Below are 15,276 nucleotides of genomic sequence, written 5' to 3'. Positions count from 1 at the left end.
TCGGATCCCGACGTCTATCACAACCATGATGATTGCCCCACAGGGCAGCAGATTCCTCTCGCTAATCGAGCCTCAGGAACGAATGGCTACCGCCTCTGCGAGCAGTGCGCTAAGAAGTAGCGATTCGGCTGCGGGGCGTCTCATGATTCCCCGCAGCCGTCGCACGAACGGTAGCCCCCTCGGCTGCCGGCCCGTTGCTCAGGACTGGCGAAACACTCAGCCCGCCGCGGTCACATCCCGCTCGCGGTGACCGACACGGTCGAGGTCTCCGCGACATCCACACTCGTCGGCACGAGAGCACTGCGCACCGACCGTCGTCGCATAGCCGCACGCGTGACGCCGGAGTAGGGTGTGGCTCATGGTCCCAAACGCCGATGGTTTGACCTCGCTGACACGTCTCTACAAAGACCTGCACGCGCATCCGGAACTCGCCTTCGAGGAGCACCGCACAGCCGCGATCGTCGCCGAGCGCATGTCGGCGCTCGGCCTGCAGGTCGTCGAGGGCATCGGCGGCACGGCCGTCGCCGCGGTGCTCGCGAACGGCCCCGGGCCCACCGTGTGGTTGCGCGCCGATATGGATGGCCTGCCGGTCGCCGAACTCACCGGGTTGGATTACGCCAGCACCGTCATCGCGATGACCGCCGACGGGGTCGAGACTCCGGTGATGCACGCCTGCGGGCACGACATGCACGTCACCTGGCTGATCGGCGCGATGGAGCAGCTCGCGGCGCAGCGCGACGGGTTCTCAGGCACGATCGTCGCCGTGTTCCAGCCGGCCGAGGAGGCCATCGCCGGAGCACAGGCCATGGTCGACGATGGACTCCTCACGAAGGTGCCGCGGCCCGATGTCGTTCTCGGGCAGCACGTCGGGCCTCTGCCAGCCGGCGTCATCTCGCTCACCTCCGGAGCAGTGATGGCCGCGGCCGACGACATCTCCGTCGTGATGCACGGCCAGGGTGGCCACGGCTCGACCCCGCAGCGGACCATCGATCCTGTGCTCGCTGCGGCATCCACCGTGGTGCGCCTGCAGGGCATCGTCTCGCGCGAGATCACCCCGGGCGAACTCGCCGTCGTCACCGTCGGGCGCCTTCAGGCCGGAACGAAGAGCAACATCATTCCAGCCGACGCGACACTCGGGGTCAACATTCGCACTATCGACCCCGCCAGCCGCGAACGAGTGCTGGCCGCCGTCGAACGAATCGTGCGAGCGGAGGCCACGGCATCCGGAATGACGACTGAACCCGACATCACCCTGCTGGCCAGCGCGCCGGCGACCATGAACTACCCCGACGAAGTCGAGCGGCTGCGAACGGCGTTCGTCGACGCCTTCGGCGAGAGGGCGGTCATCGACTACGGAACGATCTCGGGCAGCGAAGACGTGAGTGTGCTGTCGTCGAGCGCGAGCGTGCCGCTGGTGTTCTGGTTCACTGGCGGGGCCGATCCGGTCGCGTTCGCTGCAGCAACTGCCGCCGGCCGGGTCGAGATCGATATTCCGAGCAACCACTCGCCGTACTTCGCTCCGGTGATCGAGCCGACGCTGCAGCGTGGTGTCGAGGCGCTGGTTGTTGCGGCGCGGACGTTCTTGGCCTTCACCGCCGGATGACGGTCTCAGTTCTGGTCGGCGCGCGCGTTCTGCCGGGAAGGGTCTACGACGATGGGCGGCTTGTCGCCGAAGTACAGGGGCACCGTCGTGTCATAGGCGGGGCTGGACAGAACGTACCGGTACGCGGCTTCCTCATACGTCCACTCGTAGTACGTGATCCCGATCTGCCCTTTTTCTCCGCCCCATCCGTTGTTTCGATACCCCTCTACAGAAAGGGACCTATAGGGAAGGCTCGTGGTCGACGTCGCATCGTAGTTGCCATCGCTGTAGCGCGTGATCTGGGCCGGATCGATATAAACGAGATGGTTACCCTCAATCGACGACTGATGAAGTCCGACTATTTCGCTGAGAAGGTTTTTGTGCCCGGTGGATTCCTCCTGCGACACGTTGTCGATCTTGGCGAGGCAGTCGACGATGTTCTTGGCCGATTCGAAATTGAGGTCATTGGACTTGTCCAGCACCAGCGCCTGAACCACGTCGAGTCGTTTCGTGAACCAGCTCTGAACCTCCGGCCCCGTGCTGTTCTGGGTCATTGCCGCTTCACCGGGGATGTTCGCAGCGAAGAACTCATTGCATGCCGCGTAGCGGTCGAGTGCACTCAACGTTGTCCAGGCGCCGCCAGTCAGCCGGTCGTAGTCGATTGTGCCGGTGAACTTTGGAGTCGGTGCCTGAGTTGCTGCCGGTGGTGTCGTGGGTTCGCTCGTACGGCTCGGCGACGGTGGGGCCGACGCCTCCCGCTCGCTCGAGCAGCCAGCCACTGTCAGGGCCAGGACCACGGCAGCCATGGCGATAGTTCCGGTCTTATTCAGGCGCATGGCCGTCCCCCTCAGCCGAGTGTGTGAAATCGGCGCGTATCCCCACCACGTTTATAGCAGTCGAGATGACAGACCCTCAATACCGACCGTATGCGGCAACGTCGAAACACCGGGCAGGCTTGACCCGGACGATCGGCGCGGGCGCGGGCGGGCGCCTCGTTCCCTGAGCTTGTCGAAGGGCGGCCTCCTCCTTCGGTGTCGGACTTCTCGGATTGCTTAATGATAACCGTTCTCATATAGAGTTCGAGGCGGCTCCTCTGCCACCTCCGAAATCTCAATGAGAAAGATCTTCTATGCGCTCTCTGCGTTCCCCCGGGTCGGTGATGTCTGCATCCGCCACCCTTATCGTCGGGGTCGTGTGCGCGGGCATCCTGACCGCGTGCGCCTCCACTCCATCCGCGTCGGGCGATCGACACTTCCTGCCCGATACCGCACCCGACTGGGCCGGCTCCGCCTCCGCAGACAACGACAGCTCGGCGCCCGAGGGCAGCACCTCGGCTGTCGTGCTCTTTACCGAAAACGCCGACCCCGCATCGATCTCGGACGCCCGCACCTGGCTTGTCACGGCCGGGCTCGACCTCGGCGACGAGCACGACAGCGTGCACAGCCAGTCGATCAGCGGCTCCTATGACGACTTCGCCCGCGCCTTTTCGACGACCTTCGCGACCACCGACATCCATGGCCGCACGGCAGTCGCGCCCTCGACCGATCTGTCTGTGCCCGCCGACCTGACGGCCATCGAGACCGTCGCCGGTCTCGTGAGCACCGATGCGATGCGGCCCACCCTCGTCGACGCGACTCCCACGCAGGCGAACGCGACCGGCGCACCAGCAGCCGTCGCGCCCATCACCAGCGACGACTGCGCCGCCTACTGGGGCCAGACCGTCAGCTCACAGTGGCCGGAGTCGGTCACGGTCGAGCACCGCTCGAACGCGCTGTGCGGCTACGGTCCGCAGCAGTTGCGAGCCATCCACCAGCTGCCCGACGACGCCACCGGCGCCGGCGCGACCATCGCGATCGTCGGCGCGTTCGACGATCCGACCGTCGAGGCCAATACCAACACCTACTTCACCGCGGCGGGCGCGCAGCCTCTGCGCGACGGGCAGTACACGCACCACGCCCCGACGAACCCCGACAACAGCCGCTGCGGCGGGCCGAACTCGTGGACGGTCGAGCAGCACCTCGACGTGCAGGCCGTTCACGCCATGGCTCCGGATGCGGACATCGTCTACTGGGGAAGCGACACCTGCGAGGCGCAGTCGCTCTATCTGCGGCTGCTCGACGCCGTCGAGAACGACACAGCAGACAGCGGCACACCCGACGTGATCTCGCTCTCGTTCGGCGCCCCCGAGGAGCTCGACACCGACGGCGACCGCACTCTGCTCAGCCGCGTGCTCGTCGAGGCCGCGTCGCGCGGCATCTCGGTCTTCGCCTCCACCGGAAACGACGGCGACTACAGCCAGGCGGGCGATCACCAGGACGGCACCGATGTGGCCTCGCCCGCGTCGAGCCCCTACGTGACAGCGGTCGGCGGGGCCAGCATCGGCCTCGGTGCAGACAACACGGTGGCCGTCGAAGCGGGCTGGGAGGTGCAGACCCGGTTCGCCCGCAACGGCGCCATCATTCCGCCCGGCTTCATCTACGGCGCCGGCGGCGGAGAATCGGCCTACTACGACCGCCCCTCGTGGCAGCGCGACACCCTCGCGCAGCCCGGGAGCAAGCGGCTGCTACCCGACGTCTCCTCTCTCGCCGATCCGAACACCGGCTTCATCGTGAACGCGCCCTCCAACGGCGTCGTGAGCGAAGATGCGCACGGAGGCACGAGCCTCGCCACCCCGATGGTCGCCTCGATGGTCGCCATCGCCAAGGTGAGCAACGGCAGCCACGTCGGCCTCGCCACACCCTCGCTCTACGCGCTCACCGGTTCATCGGCCATCACCGATGTGCAGCCGGCGTCGGCGGCAACGTGGTTCCGCCGCTCTCCGTCGACCGGAGCCCTCTGGCTCGAGACGCTCTACATGTGGGACACCAAGCCGCAATCCCTGCAGTCCGGCCCCGGCTGGGACAGGGTCACCGGCCTCGGCATCCCCCGCGGCACCGACTTCCTCGACCAGTTCGGAGTAAAGAAATGATTCGACGCACATCGCCGGCGCGATCAGGCGCCACCCGCTCCTTACGGCTCGTCGCCACCGCCGCCCTCGCGTCCGTGTTGGCGATCGGGTTCACGGCGACCCCGGCGATCGCCGCACCCGGCGCATCTGCCGTACCCGTCGCATCCGCCGCGCCGGCCTCACCCGCCAACACCGCGTTCGGCGTGCAGATGCTCGACTCAGACGGCGGCACGCTGCAAGCCTCGACCCCGCTCGCCGCATGGGCATCGGGCGACACCGTCACGCAGAACGCCGCATCCACCGGCGACCTTTACAAGCTCAACACCACCCGAACCGAAGGCCTCGTCTCGCGGGCCGCGTCTGACGGAGCACTGTCGACCATCGCCTCGGGAACGTTCCAGCTGCGAGACCGCGTGCCCGTGGCCTTCACCGGCCTCAGCTCCGAGTGCACCGCCGACGGATCGAGCACCGTGTCGTTCGACACCCTCACCGTGAACGGCGTCGACGCGCTCGACCCGGCGCGCATCGCCGCCGGCTACACCGTCGACCTGCCCGAGTCGTCGATCTGGGGGCCCACCAGGCTCTACATCGGCGAACGAACAACGGATGCGTCGGGTCGCGCTCAGACCACGGCGTTGCGCATCGAGGCGGCGGCCGGATGGTCGGAGATCTGGCGCGTGAAGCTCGGCCAGGTCGCCTGCACCCCCGCTGCGCCGACCACCGCGCCCGCACTCGTGTCGGGAATCACGGTGACCGCTCCGAACGGAACGCCGATCGTGGCGGGCGAGCCCAGCCTCACGACCTCGGGAACGAAGAGCGACGCCACTTTCTCGGTGAAGACCCCGCCGATCGCGGCGACCGGCGTCACCGTCAGCCGCACCGACGACAGCGCGGCGAACGTCTCGATCGACAGCTTCACGCAGGTGCCCGACACCTCGTCGATCGGCGAGTACCTGTGGTCGGCGTTCCGCGTCTACGGACTCTCCCTCGATGTGGCCGCGGACGGCAGCTCGGTCGTGTCGTTCCCGGGCTCGAACTCGGGGCTCTTCGTGAACGGGGTCTGGATCAACACCGGAACCGACCTCTACACCGGCCTCGACGCTCAGGGCACCCCGCGCGTGACCGTTCGCTTCAACGAGCGGACCACCCAGCCCGACGGCAGCGTCCTCATCACGGCCGTGCACTACACCGACCTCACCGGAACCTACCCGTCGGTCGCGCTCGGCACCGTTCGATGGACGGCTCCCAGCACAGTTCCTGACCCAGAACCCGAGCCCACTCGCCAGCCCGAGCCGCCCCTGCCGAGCCGCTATGCATACGCGCTCAGCGCATCCGGCCCGTCTGTCGTGTCTCCCGTGGCTCTCGTGACACCGGATGCCGCTGCCGCGGCTGCCGCGAGCGAGAAGTCCCCGAACGAGGCGGCGGACTCTGGCGCCGACCAGACCGAGGCGGCCCAGCTCGAGGTCTCGACCGCGACCGACGGCGCAGCCGGGCAGATCTCGGCGAGCGGTGCCCGCGCATCCAATGCCGATGGCACGGCGACGGCCGAGGTCGACTCGCTGTCGCTCTACCCGGGATCGGGTGTCGAGGTGTCGCTCAGCGACATCCGCGTGGCGCTCACGAAGTCCGGCGCGACCATGACAACCGGAGGCGGAACCGTAGCGGGCCAGACCATCGCCGCAGGCGAGATCGCGCCGAACACGGTCGTGCAGCTCGCCGGGCGCTCCGCGCTGATCACGCTGAACCTGCAGACGGGCTCGGCCGACGACTTCTCGGTCACCGGCGTCGAGGTGAACGACACACTCGGCCTGGGCGCGCAGGTGCGGGTGGCCGCGATCACGGCAGACGCTCCGGATGTCCCCACTCCGGTCGATCCCGGAACCGGGCCCGGCGACGGGTCGGGTTCGCCGGTCGGCGGCTCGCCCGGCGGCGGAGCGGGAGCAGGCTCCGGCTCCGGGGAGCTGGGCAACGGGGCGATCGGGCAGAACGTCGTCGAACCTCAGTCGATCTCCACCCGGCCTCTGGCCGACACGGGATTCACCGCTGGTCCGCTCATCGTCGCAGCAGCGCTCTCCTTGCTTGCCCTTGCAGCGGGAGGTGGCCTGCTTCTGCGGCGTCGTCGAACCGCCGCATCCTGATGCTCGTGCCGGCCGTGGTCATGCCGACCGCGGCCGGTGCGTGGCGCCCGGGCGATCCGACGCAACCAACGAAGGGTCATCGCCCGAGTGAGGACAGAAACGTCACAGACGGTCGAATGTTGTCGGTAACGACGCCTGCCGCGTGGTTTGTCCTCAGTAAGCGAACCGCGAGGGTGCGGCTGTTCGACGACTCACAGCCCCAACTGGTCGAGGCGGGACTCGTAGCGCAGTTGCGTCTCCTCCGGGTCGGCGTCCGGAGTCGCAGTCCAGATGGCGTCGAGCTCGCTCTGCACGTCGGCAGGCAGCGCCGCGTACTTCGACTCCCAGTTGTCGATCGGAGTCCAGTAGCCCACCACCTTGAAGCGGGTCGCCGGCAGTCCCAGCTCACGGCGCAGGTACTTGCGCACGTCGCGCAACGCGACCGTCTCTCCGGCCACCCAGATGTAGCCCTCATCGAGGGGCAGCCGGTCGTCGACGATGCTCCGCACGATCTGGCCCAGGGTGCTCGGGCCATGTCCGTTTCCACCGACCACCCACGTGACTTCGACGTGCGGGCCGACATCCAGCGACAGGCGATCCGTGTCATCGGCGACCTCGAGCACGACGCGGGTTCGAATACCCGACGGCACGGAGTCAGCGATGCGCGCCACCGCCGGAAGGCCGGTGAGGTCGGAGACCAGCACCTGCCACGAGACATCCGCCGGCGGCGAGTACAGGCCCGTGGGCGAGTTCACCCCGAGCACGTGGCCCGGCGCGGCAGCCGCCGCCCACGGACCCGCGACCCCGGCCGGGTGCAGAACGAAGTCGATGTCGAGCTCCTCCGCATCCGGTCGCACGCCACTGACCGTGTAGGTGCGCATCGGCGCCTGCGGCGCACCCTCGGGCGTCGACCACCAGTCGCCGTCGGGCACCGGCAGCGACACATCCGTCGGGTCGTCTCCGTGCGGGAAGAACACGCGCACGTACTCGTCGCCCACGCCCGTGCTCAGAAAGTCGGCGATGCCCTCGCCGCCGAGCGTGATGCGCACCAGGCGCGGGGTGAGCTGGGCCGTCCTGCTGACGGTTGCGCGATGGATCTTCATAAGGTCTCTGTTTCATCGAGGGTGGCTGCGGATCTGTGAGCGCTCGTCTGAGCGAGCCAGAAGGTTCTGTAGGGGCCGTCGCCGGCCACGAGGTCGGCGTGCGTTCCCCGCTGCACGATGCGTCCATCTGCGAACACCGCCACCTGGTCTGCGGCCTGCGCCTGCTGCAGCCGGTGCGCGATCAGCACGGCCGTGCGCCCGGCGCACAGGCGCGCGATGGCGGCCTCCACGGCGTCCCGATGGAGCAGTCCCACATCGGCCGTCGCCTCGTCGAGGATCACCACGGCCGGGTCGGCGAGCAGGGCGCGCGCCACGGCAAGCTGCTGGATGCGGCCCTCGTCGACAAGCGCCTCGAATGCAGCCGGCTCGGCGTCGATCGCCCAGTCGGCACCCACCTCGCGAAGCGCCGCGTCGATCTGCTCGTCGCTCGCCGCAGGTGCGACCAGGCGCATACTGTCGGCGACGGATCCGCGAAACCGATGCAGCTCCTGCGAGATGTAGTAGGGAGCGACCTCGGGGTCGTCGAGGCTCAGGAGGCCCGAATCCGGCGGATGGTGGCCGGCGATCACCCGCGCGAGGGTGCTCTTGCCCGAGCCGGAGGTTCCGACGAAGGCGACGGTCGTTCCGGGCTCCACCCGCAGGGTCACATCATGGATGCCGCGGCCGGTCGTCGGGTAGCGGAACGTCACGGCGTCCACCGAGATGCCGACCTGCGTTCGTCGAGCTTGTCGAGACGGCTGCCCTTCGACAGGCTCAGGGAGCGAGACCCGTAGAGGCCCTTCGACAGGCTCAGGGTGCGGCGCCAGATCGATGATGCCCACCAGGCGGGCGACACCGATCGCTGCCCGCTGAATGTCGTCGAGTCCGAAGATCAGCTGGCCGATCGGGCCGAACAACCGGTGAAATACGAGGGCGGCCGTGGTCACCATTCCGACAGAGATCGCGTCGTTCGCGTGCAGCACGAACCCCGCCGCGAGCAGAGCGCCGAGGCCCGCGGCCTCACCTCCGTTGATCCACCGGAAGAGCCGGTTGCGCAGCCGCACACCCTCGATCTGCATCTCGATCGAGTCCTCGGCCCGGGCCTGGACCCGCGCCAGCGCGTGATCCTGCTCGTTGAGCGCGGTGAGCGTCTCCCTGCCCTCGACCGCGTCGATCACAGCCTGGCTGCGCGCCGCCTCGCGCACACGCACCTCGCGGAAGACCACCCGTGAGCGCCGCAGAAAGGCTCGTGTGCCGAACACGTAGAAAGGAACGCAGGCGACGCCTGCGAGCGCCAGCCACGGATCGATCGCAGTGAGAGCCGCGAGCGAGACGGCGATGGCGAACCCGGCCGACAACAGCGTGGGAGCGACATTCGCGCCGGCCTCGGCCACGGCATCCACGTCGCCCGTCACACGCGAGAGCAGGTCGGCACTCTCGCCGTCGTCGATCGTGCTCACGGGCAGGCGCATGGCCGAGGCGAACACGTCTTCGCGCAGGCTCGCGAGCGTGCCCTGCACGAGCGCGGTGAGCGCACGCATGCCCCACAGCGTCACTCCGGCGGCGCCGATCGCGCCCGCTCCCGCGCCCGCGACCCAGCCGGCGATGGTCGCGAATCCCGCGCCCGATGAGACGGCGTCGACGATGCCGCCGAGGCACGCGGGCATGACGAGTCCGAGACCGGATGCGACGAGAAACAGCACGGCCACGGCCGCCGATCGGCCCCGGTGCTGCGTGAGCAGCGCGAGCGTGACGGTGCGCACCTGGGCGCCGGTGGCGATGGGGAGCGTGGCGTCAGTCATGAGCGTGTCCTCCACTCGGCGCGCACAGTTCGACCACTCTGTCGCACGCGGCGAGCAGCACGGGCGAGGTCGTGATCACGATGGTTGTTCCCTCGTGCCGGGTGAGCGCCTCGGCGATGTGCGCCTCGGTGACGGCGTCGACGGCCGAGGTCGGCTCGTCGAGTACCAGGACCTGTGCATCAGGCCCGGCATCGGCATGCAGTGCGCGGGCAAGACCGATGCGCTGCCGCTGGCCGCCCGACAGGCGTCGACCCGCCTCACCGACCTGCGCATCCCAGCCCCCGACCTGGCCGACCGTGTCGTCGAGCGCTGCGATGGTCACGAGCTCGGGCCGCTGCTGTTCGTCAGACGCGAATCCGCGCACCGCGTCGCGCAAGGTTCCGCTGACGATGCTCGGCCGATGCGGCATCGACACCACCCGTCGGCGGTAATCCACAGCGTCGAGGTCGCGCTGGTCACGATGCTGCCCTTCGACGAGCACCGACACGGCGCCCCGGTCTGCAGGCGTGCGCATTCCGAGCAGGCGCGACAGCTCTCGCGCGGCCTCGCTGTCGCACGCGCGCACGCCGAGCAGCTCTCCCGCGCGCACGTCGACCCGGTCGCATCCAGAACCGGCACTCGCACCCGTACCGATGCCCACGCAGAACGACAGCACGACATCGGATGCCCGGCGCACCGGTCCGCCGCTGCCGGGCTCGTCCAGCAGATCCGGCGCGTCGACCACCTCGGCGATGCGCCTGGCAGAGGCGAACTTGTGGATCCAGTTAGACGGGAACGAGCCCGCATACGCGAGGTAGCCGCTCACGAATTGCGCCAGGCCCAGCACGGTCACGAGCTCGCCGATGCTGATCCGACCCTCGGCCGCGAACCATGCCGACAGCCCCGCGAGCGCCGTCGTGACGACGGCGGCGAGCGTTGCGCTCACGGCCTCGTAGTCGGCGAGCGAGCGTCCGGCAGTGGTCGCGGCGATGCGTGAGGTGTTGCTCGCGGCTACATAGCGGCGCACGGCCTCGCCGCGAGCACCGATCCCGACGAGCACACGGAACCCGGCCATGAAGTCGCCCGCCACGGCGCCCGCCTCGGTGGCCGCCCGCTGCTCCGCGAGGCCACGGCGCTCGATCGGCTTGGACACCACTCGCATCAGGAGCATCATCGCCACGGTCGACGTGAACACCACCAGCGTCGCGACGGGCGAGATCACGAGCATCGCCAGGGCGGCCGCAGCGATCGCCGCGATCGTGGAGCACTGCTGCGCCACCGACCACGCCACGCCCGCCACCCGATAGGTGTCGGAGTTCACGAACGTCAGCGCCTCGCCCGGCGTGAGCGTGCTCTGCGACAGCCGCGGACGAAGCATGCGCCCGAGCACGAGCCGGCGCAGGGCCTGCTCGCCGTATCCGTAGATCGTCACCATCAGGCGCGACGCCGCCTGATAACTCGTGGTCAGCACCACGAAGACGCCGAGCAGCAGGCCGAGCCACAGCGCGAGCGCGGTCACGTCGGCGGGCACCACGGCGCGGTCGATCGTCGCGCCGATGAGCACCGGGATCGCCGCCTCGCAGACGGCGTGCAGCATGAGCAGCAGCGTCGCGGCGGCGAGACGGGGCCCGCGCCCCTCGGCCGACAGCGCGAGAGCGAACAGCCGGCGGGGCGTCGTCTGCTGCTGCGCCCGGGCAGCCTGGTGTCGTACCCCGATCATTTCGCGCGCCGCCCGAGCGGCAGCACGAGCGGGGTGCCGGATACGGGGTCGGTGATCACCCGGCACGGCAGGTCGTACACGGCTTCCACAAGCTGCTCGGTGATGACGTCGCGCGGATCACCCTGCGCCACGATCGCGCCATCGCGCATCGCGACGAGATGAGTGGCGTAGCGGGCCGCATGGTTGAGGTCGTGCAGCACGGCGACGAGCGTGGTGCCCTCCCTGTGCAGATCGGCGAACAGCTCCATCAGGTCGATCTGGTGTGCGATGTCGAGAAAGGTGGTGGGCTCGTCGAGCAGCAGATGGCCGGTGCGCTGCGCGAGCGCCATCGCGACCCACACCCGCTGCCGCTGACCGCCCGACAGCTCGTCGACCAACCGACTCGACAGCTCGGTCGTGCCGGTCGCATCCATCGCCTCGACGACGGCGCGTTCGTCGTCGCGGCTCCAGGTGCGCAGCGCGTTCTGGTGCGGAAAGCGGCCGCGGCCGACGAGATCGGCGACCGTGATGCCATCCGGTGCGATCGACGACTGCGGAAGCAGGCCCAGCCTGCGCGCGGCCTCCTTCGGCTTGAGGCTGTGCAGATCTGCGCCATCCAGCAGCACGGCGCCCGTCGAGGGCCGCAACAGGCGCGCGAAGCCGCGCAGCAGCGTTGACTTTCCGCAGGCGTTCGGGCCGATGATGATCGTGAACGACTTGTCGGGCACCTCGAGCGAGAGGTTCGAGATGATGCGCGTATCGCCGTAGGCGAGCGTGATGTCGCGGGCGTCGAGGGATGCAGTCATGGTGGTCTTTCCGGGGAGGGCAGGTCAGGCGCGGCGCGCGTACTGGGCGGCGAGCAGCCAGGCGAGGTAGAGGCCGCCGACAGAGACGGTCACCACGCCCACGGGAACGCCGACGAGCTGTGCGACCGCGTCGGAGACCACCACGAGGGCGGCGCCTGTGAGCATGACGGGCACGGTGCCCATGGGGGTGTTCGACCGGGTGAGGCGCTGCGAGATCTGAGGGGCGGCCAGGGCGATGAACGAGATCGGGCCGGCCGCCGCGGTCACGAGGGCGACGAGCGCCACGCCGAACACCATCGCCGCGAGCCGCGTGCGCCCGGGACTGATGCCCAGCGCGGTGGCCGCGTCATCGCCCATCTCGAGAACGGGAAGCGTGCGGTTCAGTGGCAGCGAGCCCAGCACCACGATCGCGAACACGATCGCCGCGGGCAGCAGCTGATCGAAGCCGAGGGATGCGATCGAGCCGGCACCCCAGGTCGCCGCCATCATGGCCTTCTCCAGGCTCACGGAGATGAGGATCCACGAGGTGAGCGAGCCGAGCCCGGCCGAGACGCCGATGCCCACGATGATGAGGCGGAACGACGACATGGTCTTGGAGTTCGCCAGTGCGTAGACGAGCAGCGCCGTGAACAGCCCGCCGACAAGCGCGCCGACCGCCTTGAACATATAGGTGTTCAACTCGAACACGATCATCATGAGGGTCACGCCGAACTGCGCGCCCACGCCGAACCCGATGATGTCGGGCGAGCCGAGCGGATTGCGCGTGAGCGACTGGAAGATGCCTCCGGCGAGTGCGAGGGCCGCGCCGCACAGCACGGCGAAGAGCACGCGCGGCAGCCTCCACTCCAGAACGACCTGGCGCACGTCGGGGTCAGACGAGGGGTCGAAGACGGCACCCAGCACGGCCGCGAAGTTCACGTCGTAGGCGCCGATGGTCATGGATGCGAGGCCCGCCGTGATGATGACCACCACGAGCGCCGCACAGACGAGCACAGAACGCACCGGAATGAGCGTGGAAACGCGCGCAGTGTCGATGCGCCAGTGCCGGCGGCCGAAGTCGACGGTGGACTCGACAGTGGATTCGACGGAACGCTCGTCGATGCTCACAGCCCGCTCACCTTCTTGCGCCGCACCAGGGCCACGAGAACCGGAGCGCCCAGAAGACCCGTGATGATGCCGACCCGCAGCTCGCCGTTCGGCAGGGCGATCCGACCGAGAATGTCGGCGAGCAGCAGAAACGTCGGCCCGACGAGAATCGAGTACGCAAGCACCCAACGTTGGTCGGGCCCCGTGAACCAGCGCACCACGTGCGGAATCATGATGCCGACGAAGGCGATCGGCCCGGCCGCAGCGACGCTCGTGCCCGCGAGCAGAGTCACAGAGACGATCACCAGGATGCGCACAACACCGACGCGTACCCCCAGCGAGTGCGCGAGGTCGTCACCGAGAGCCAGCGCGTTCAGCGAGCGCGCACACAGGAGCCCGATCAGCAGGCCCACGACGATCAAGGGAGCGGCCCACGTGAGCTGATCGAGCGAGCGCCCGCCGATGGAGCCGACGCCCCAGAACCGCATCACGTCGAAGGTGCTGCGGTTCTGCAGCACGATGGCGGTGGTGAATCCGGTGAACGCGGCTCCCAGCGCGACACCGGCGAGGGTGAGCTTCATCGGGGTCGCACCGGACGTTCCCAAGGAGCCGAGCGCGTACACGAGCAGGGTCAGAACGAAGGCTCCGAGCAGGGCGAACGGAACATAGGCGCCCGGCGTGTTCAGCCCCAGCACCGCGACGGCGAAGGTCACGGTGAAGGATGCCCCGGCATTCACACCCAGGATGCCCGGGTCGGCGAGAGGGTTGCGTGTGAACGCCTGGATGAGGGCCCCGCAGACCGCGAGCGCCGCGCCCACAACGATGCCGAGAACGGTGCGCGGAAGGCGCAGCTGCTGCACCATCAAGTGCAGCGGGTTGCTGTCGTCGTAGTCGGCAAGCGCGGTCAGCACGGTGACCGGGTCGATCGCCCTGTTGCCGATCGCCAGCGATGCGATGGCGGCGAACACGAGCAGCACCGCTGCGATGACCAAGCCGGCCACTCGCATCCGGATTCGGCGCGGGGCGTCACCGTCTGCGTGACGCCCCGCATCCATCTGCGAGGTGTCGACCGACACCTCGGTCGTCACTCGCCGGTGATCGTCGGCTTGCCCTGCAGCGCGGCTGCGAGGTCGTCGACGTACGTCGGCAGAACGTACTTGAGCGACAGTACGGTGGGCGCACTGATGGCGGCGGCCTGTGCCTGGTCGGAGTAGATCACGTAAGACTTCGCGGCGATCGGATCCCAGCGCGAGACCACGGCGTTGTCGACCGTGTACTCGGCGTCGGCGGCGCTTCCGCCCCAGGCAGCGAACAGATCGGCCTTCACGTCGTAGAGCTTCTCGAGGCTCACACCCGTGTACCAGTTGTCGCCCTCGGCGCTGCTCACGAAGCTGTCCATGGCCGAGGTCGAGGTGAAGCCCAGGGCCTCGGTGATGCGCACGCGGGGGTCGTACTTCAGGTAGACGCCGAGGTCTGTTCCGCCCTCGTCGAGGGTGAGACCCCACACGAACGTCTTGCCGTCGAACTCGGGATGCTCGTCGGCCAGTGTCGAGATCTGCGTCTCGGTCTCGGCGATCAGCTCTTCGGCCTTCACATCTTCCCCCATCGCCTTTCCGACGGTGCGGGTCAGGTCTTCCCAGGTGCCCGGATTCCACGGCCCATCGATGTAGGGAACGGTCGGGGCGATCTCGGTGAGGCGGTCGTATTCGACGTCGGAGACGCCCGAGTACAGGCTGAGGATGAGGTCGGGCTTGAGCGCCTTGATGGCCTCGTAGTTCGGGCCCTCCTCGGTGAACGGAATGATCTCGGGGAGCTCGCCGTACTGTTCGGTCACGTAGTCCTCGAACCAGGGCGTATAGCCGCTGTCGCCCGCTCCCCAGACCTCTTCCACCCCGACGGGGTTCTCGCCGAGCGCGGCGACGATGTCGGGGGTCATCCAGCCGAGGGCGATGATGCGCTTCGGCTTCTCGGTGATGGTGGTCGAGCCGTGGCCGTGCTCGATGACGACGCCATCGGCGGCCGCTTTTGTGTCGTTGGCGCCAGCGGCTGCATCGGTGGTGCCGGATGCGCATCCGGTCATCACGAGGACGGCGGCGACGGCGACGGCCACGAAGGCGGGCACTCGGCGGGTTTTGGGGCGCGCAGAAGCGGGCAGCATGGTTCTCCTTACGAGAAT

11 protein-coding genes are annotated in these 15,276 nt (G+C 68.5%); 3 read left to right on the top strand and 8 right to left on the bottom strand.

Annotation, left to right across the window (positions count from 1 at the left end; all coding sequences use genetic code 11):
- Window positions 1-379: 379 nt before the first annotated feature.
- Window positions 380-1,603 (top strand): amidohydrolase, encoded by a 1,224-nt coding sequence (locus QCD70_RS12720; protein WP_301216778.1) that lies wholly within the window; start codon window positions 380-382, stop codon window positions 1,601-1,603.
- Between the two features lie 5 nt (window positions 1,604-1,608).
- On the opposite strand, the gene QCD70_RS12715 is transcribed toward QCD70_RS12720, so the two are convergent.
- A complete protein-coding gene (locus QCD70_RS12715) occupies window positions 1,609-2,418 on the bottom strand; it encodes a hypothetical protein (RefSeq protein ID WP_301216776.1) in 810 nt (269 codons plus the stop codon).
- A gap of 293 nt (window positions 2,419-2,711) precedes the next feature.
- On the opposite strand from QCD70_RS12715, the gene QCD70_RS12710 reads away from it, so the two are divergent.
- Both QCD70_RS12710 and QCD70_RS12705 read left to right on the top strand, forming a co-directional pair.
- Window positions 2,712-4,550 carry a S53 family peptidase gene (locus QCD70_RS12710; RefSeq protein ID WP_301216775.1) on the top strand — a complete coding sequence of 613 codons (1,839 nt, stop codon included), beginning with the start codon at window positions 2,712-2,714 and terminating at the stop codon, window positions 4,548-4,550.
- Entirely contained in the window at window positions 4,547-6,667 is a 2,121-nt protein-coding gene (locus tag QCD70_RS12705) for a hypothetical protein (RefSeq protein ID WP_301216773.1), read from the top strand. The genes QCD70_RS12710 and QCD70_RS12705 overlap by 4 nt, the downstream gene beginning before the upstream one ends.
- 191 nt (window positions 6,668-6,858) lie before the next feature.
- Here QCD70_RS12705 and QCD70_RS12700 read toward each other — a convergent pair whose 3' ends face one another.
- Genes QCD70_RS12700 through QCD70_RS12670 form a run of 7 tightly spaced genes read right to left on the bottom strand, consistent with a single transcriptional unit; the run spans window position 6,859 to window position 15,258 of the window.
- The gene (locus tag QCD70_RS12700) at window positions 6,859-7,749 is read right to left on the bottom strand and encodes a siderophore-interacting protein (protein ID WP_301216771.1); all 891 of its coding nucleotides are present in this window, start codon (window positions 7,747-7,749) and stop codon (window positions 6,859-6,861) included.
- Window positions 7,746-9,530 carry an ABC transporter ATP-binding protein gene (locus QCD70_RS12695; protein ID WP_301216769.1) on the bottom strand — a complete coding sequence of 595 codons (1,785 nt, stop codon included), beginning with the start codon at window positions 9,528-9,530 and terminating at the stop codon, window positions 7,746-7,748. Before QCD70_RS12695 ends, QCD70_RS12700 begins: the two co-directional genes overlap by 4 nt.
- Entirely contained in the window at window positions 9,523-11,229 is a 1,707-nt protein-coding gene (locus tag QCD70_RS12690) for an ABC transporter transmembrane domain-containing protein (protein WP_301216767.1), read from the bottom strand. Before QCD70_RS12690 ends, QCD70_RS12695 begins: the two co-directional genes overlap by 8 nt.
- Entirely contained in the window at window positions 11,226-12,014 is a 789-nt protein-coding gene (locus QCD70_RS12685) for an ABC transporter ATP-binding protein (protein ID WP_301216765.1), read from the bottom strand. The genes QCD70_RS12690 and QCD70_RS12685 overlap by 4 nt, the downstream gene beginning before the upstream one ends.
- Window positions 12,015-12,038: 24 nt before the next feature.
- Window positions 12,039-13,121, bottom strand: a complete 1,083-nt coding sequence (locus QCD70_RS12680; RefSeq protein ID WP_301216763.1) for a FecCD family ABC transporter permease — start codon at window positions 13,119-13,121, stop codon at window positions 12,039-12,041.
- Window positions 13,118-14,188, bottom strand: a complete 1,071-nt coding sequence (locus QCD70_RS12675; RefSeq protein ID WP_301216761.1) for a FecCD family ABC transporter permease — start codon at window positions 14,186-14,188, stop codon at window positions 13,118-13,120. Before QCD70_RS12675 ends, QCD70_RS12680 begins: the two co-directional genes overlap by 4 nt.
- Entirely contained in the window at window positions 14,185-15,258 is a 1,074-nt protein-coding gene (locus tag QCD70_RS12670) for an ABC transporter substrate-binding protein (RefSeq protein ID WP_301216759.1), read from the bottom strand. Before QCD70_RS12670 ends, QCD70_RS12675 begins: the two co-directional genes overlap by 4 nt.
- Between the last annotated feature and the right edge of the window lie 18 nt (window positions 15,259-15,276).

The sequence above is a fragment of the Agreia sp. PsM10 genome (genome assembly GCF_030433855.1).
Classification (GTDB): Bacteria; Actinomycetota; Actinomycetes; order Actinomycetales; family Microbacteriaceae; genus Agreia.
Note: the sequence above shows the minus strand (reverse complement) of the source record. Positions and strands in the feature narration are given on the sequence as shown.

Bases quoted from the DNA above. Each gene is read 5' to 3' on its own strand.
- QCD70_RS12685 (WP_301216765.1), bottom strand. From the start codon at position 12,014: ATGACTGCATCCCTCGACGCCCGCGACATCACGCTCGCCTACGGCGAT.
- QCD70_RS12705 (WP_301216773.1), top strand. From the start codon at position 4,547: ATGATTCGACGCACATCGCCGGCGCGATCAGGCGCCACCCGCTCCTTA.
- QCD70_RS12670 (WP_301216759.1), bottom strand. From the start codon at position 15,258: ATGCTGCCCGCTTCTGCGCGCCCCAAAACCCGCCGAGTGCCCGCCTTC.
- QCD70_RS12700 (WP_301216771.1), bottom strand. From the start codon at position 7,749: ATGAAGATCCATCGCGCAACCGTCAGCAGGACGGCCCAGCTCACCCCG.
- QCD70_RS12690 (WP_301216767.1), bottom strand. From the start codon at position 11,229: ATGATCGGGGTACGACACCAGGCTGCCCGGGCGCAGCAGCAGACGACG.
- QCD70_RS12695 (WP_301216769.1), bottom strand. From the start codon at position 9,530: ATGACTGACGCCACGCTCCCCATCGCCACCGGCGCCCAGGTGCGCACC.
- QCD70_RS12715 (WP_301216776.1), bottom strand. From the start codon at position 2,418: ATGCGCCTGAATAAGACCGGAACTATCGCCATGGCTGCCGTGGTCCTG.
- QCD70_RS12710 (WP_301216775.1), top strand. From the start codon at position 2,712: ATGCGCTCTCTGCGTTCCCCCGGGTCGGTGATGTCTGCATCCGCCACC.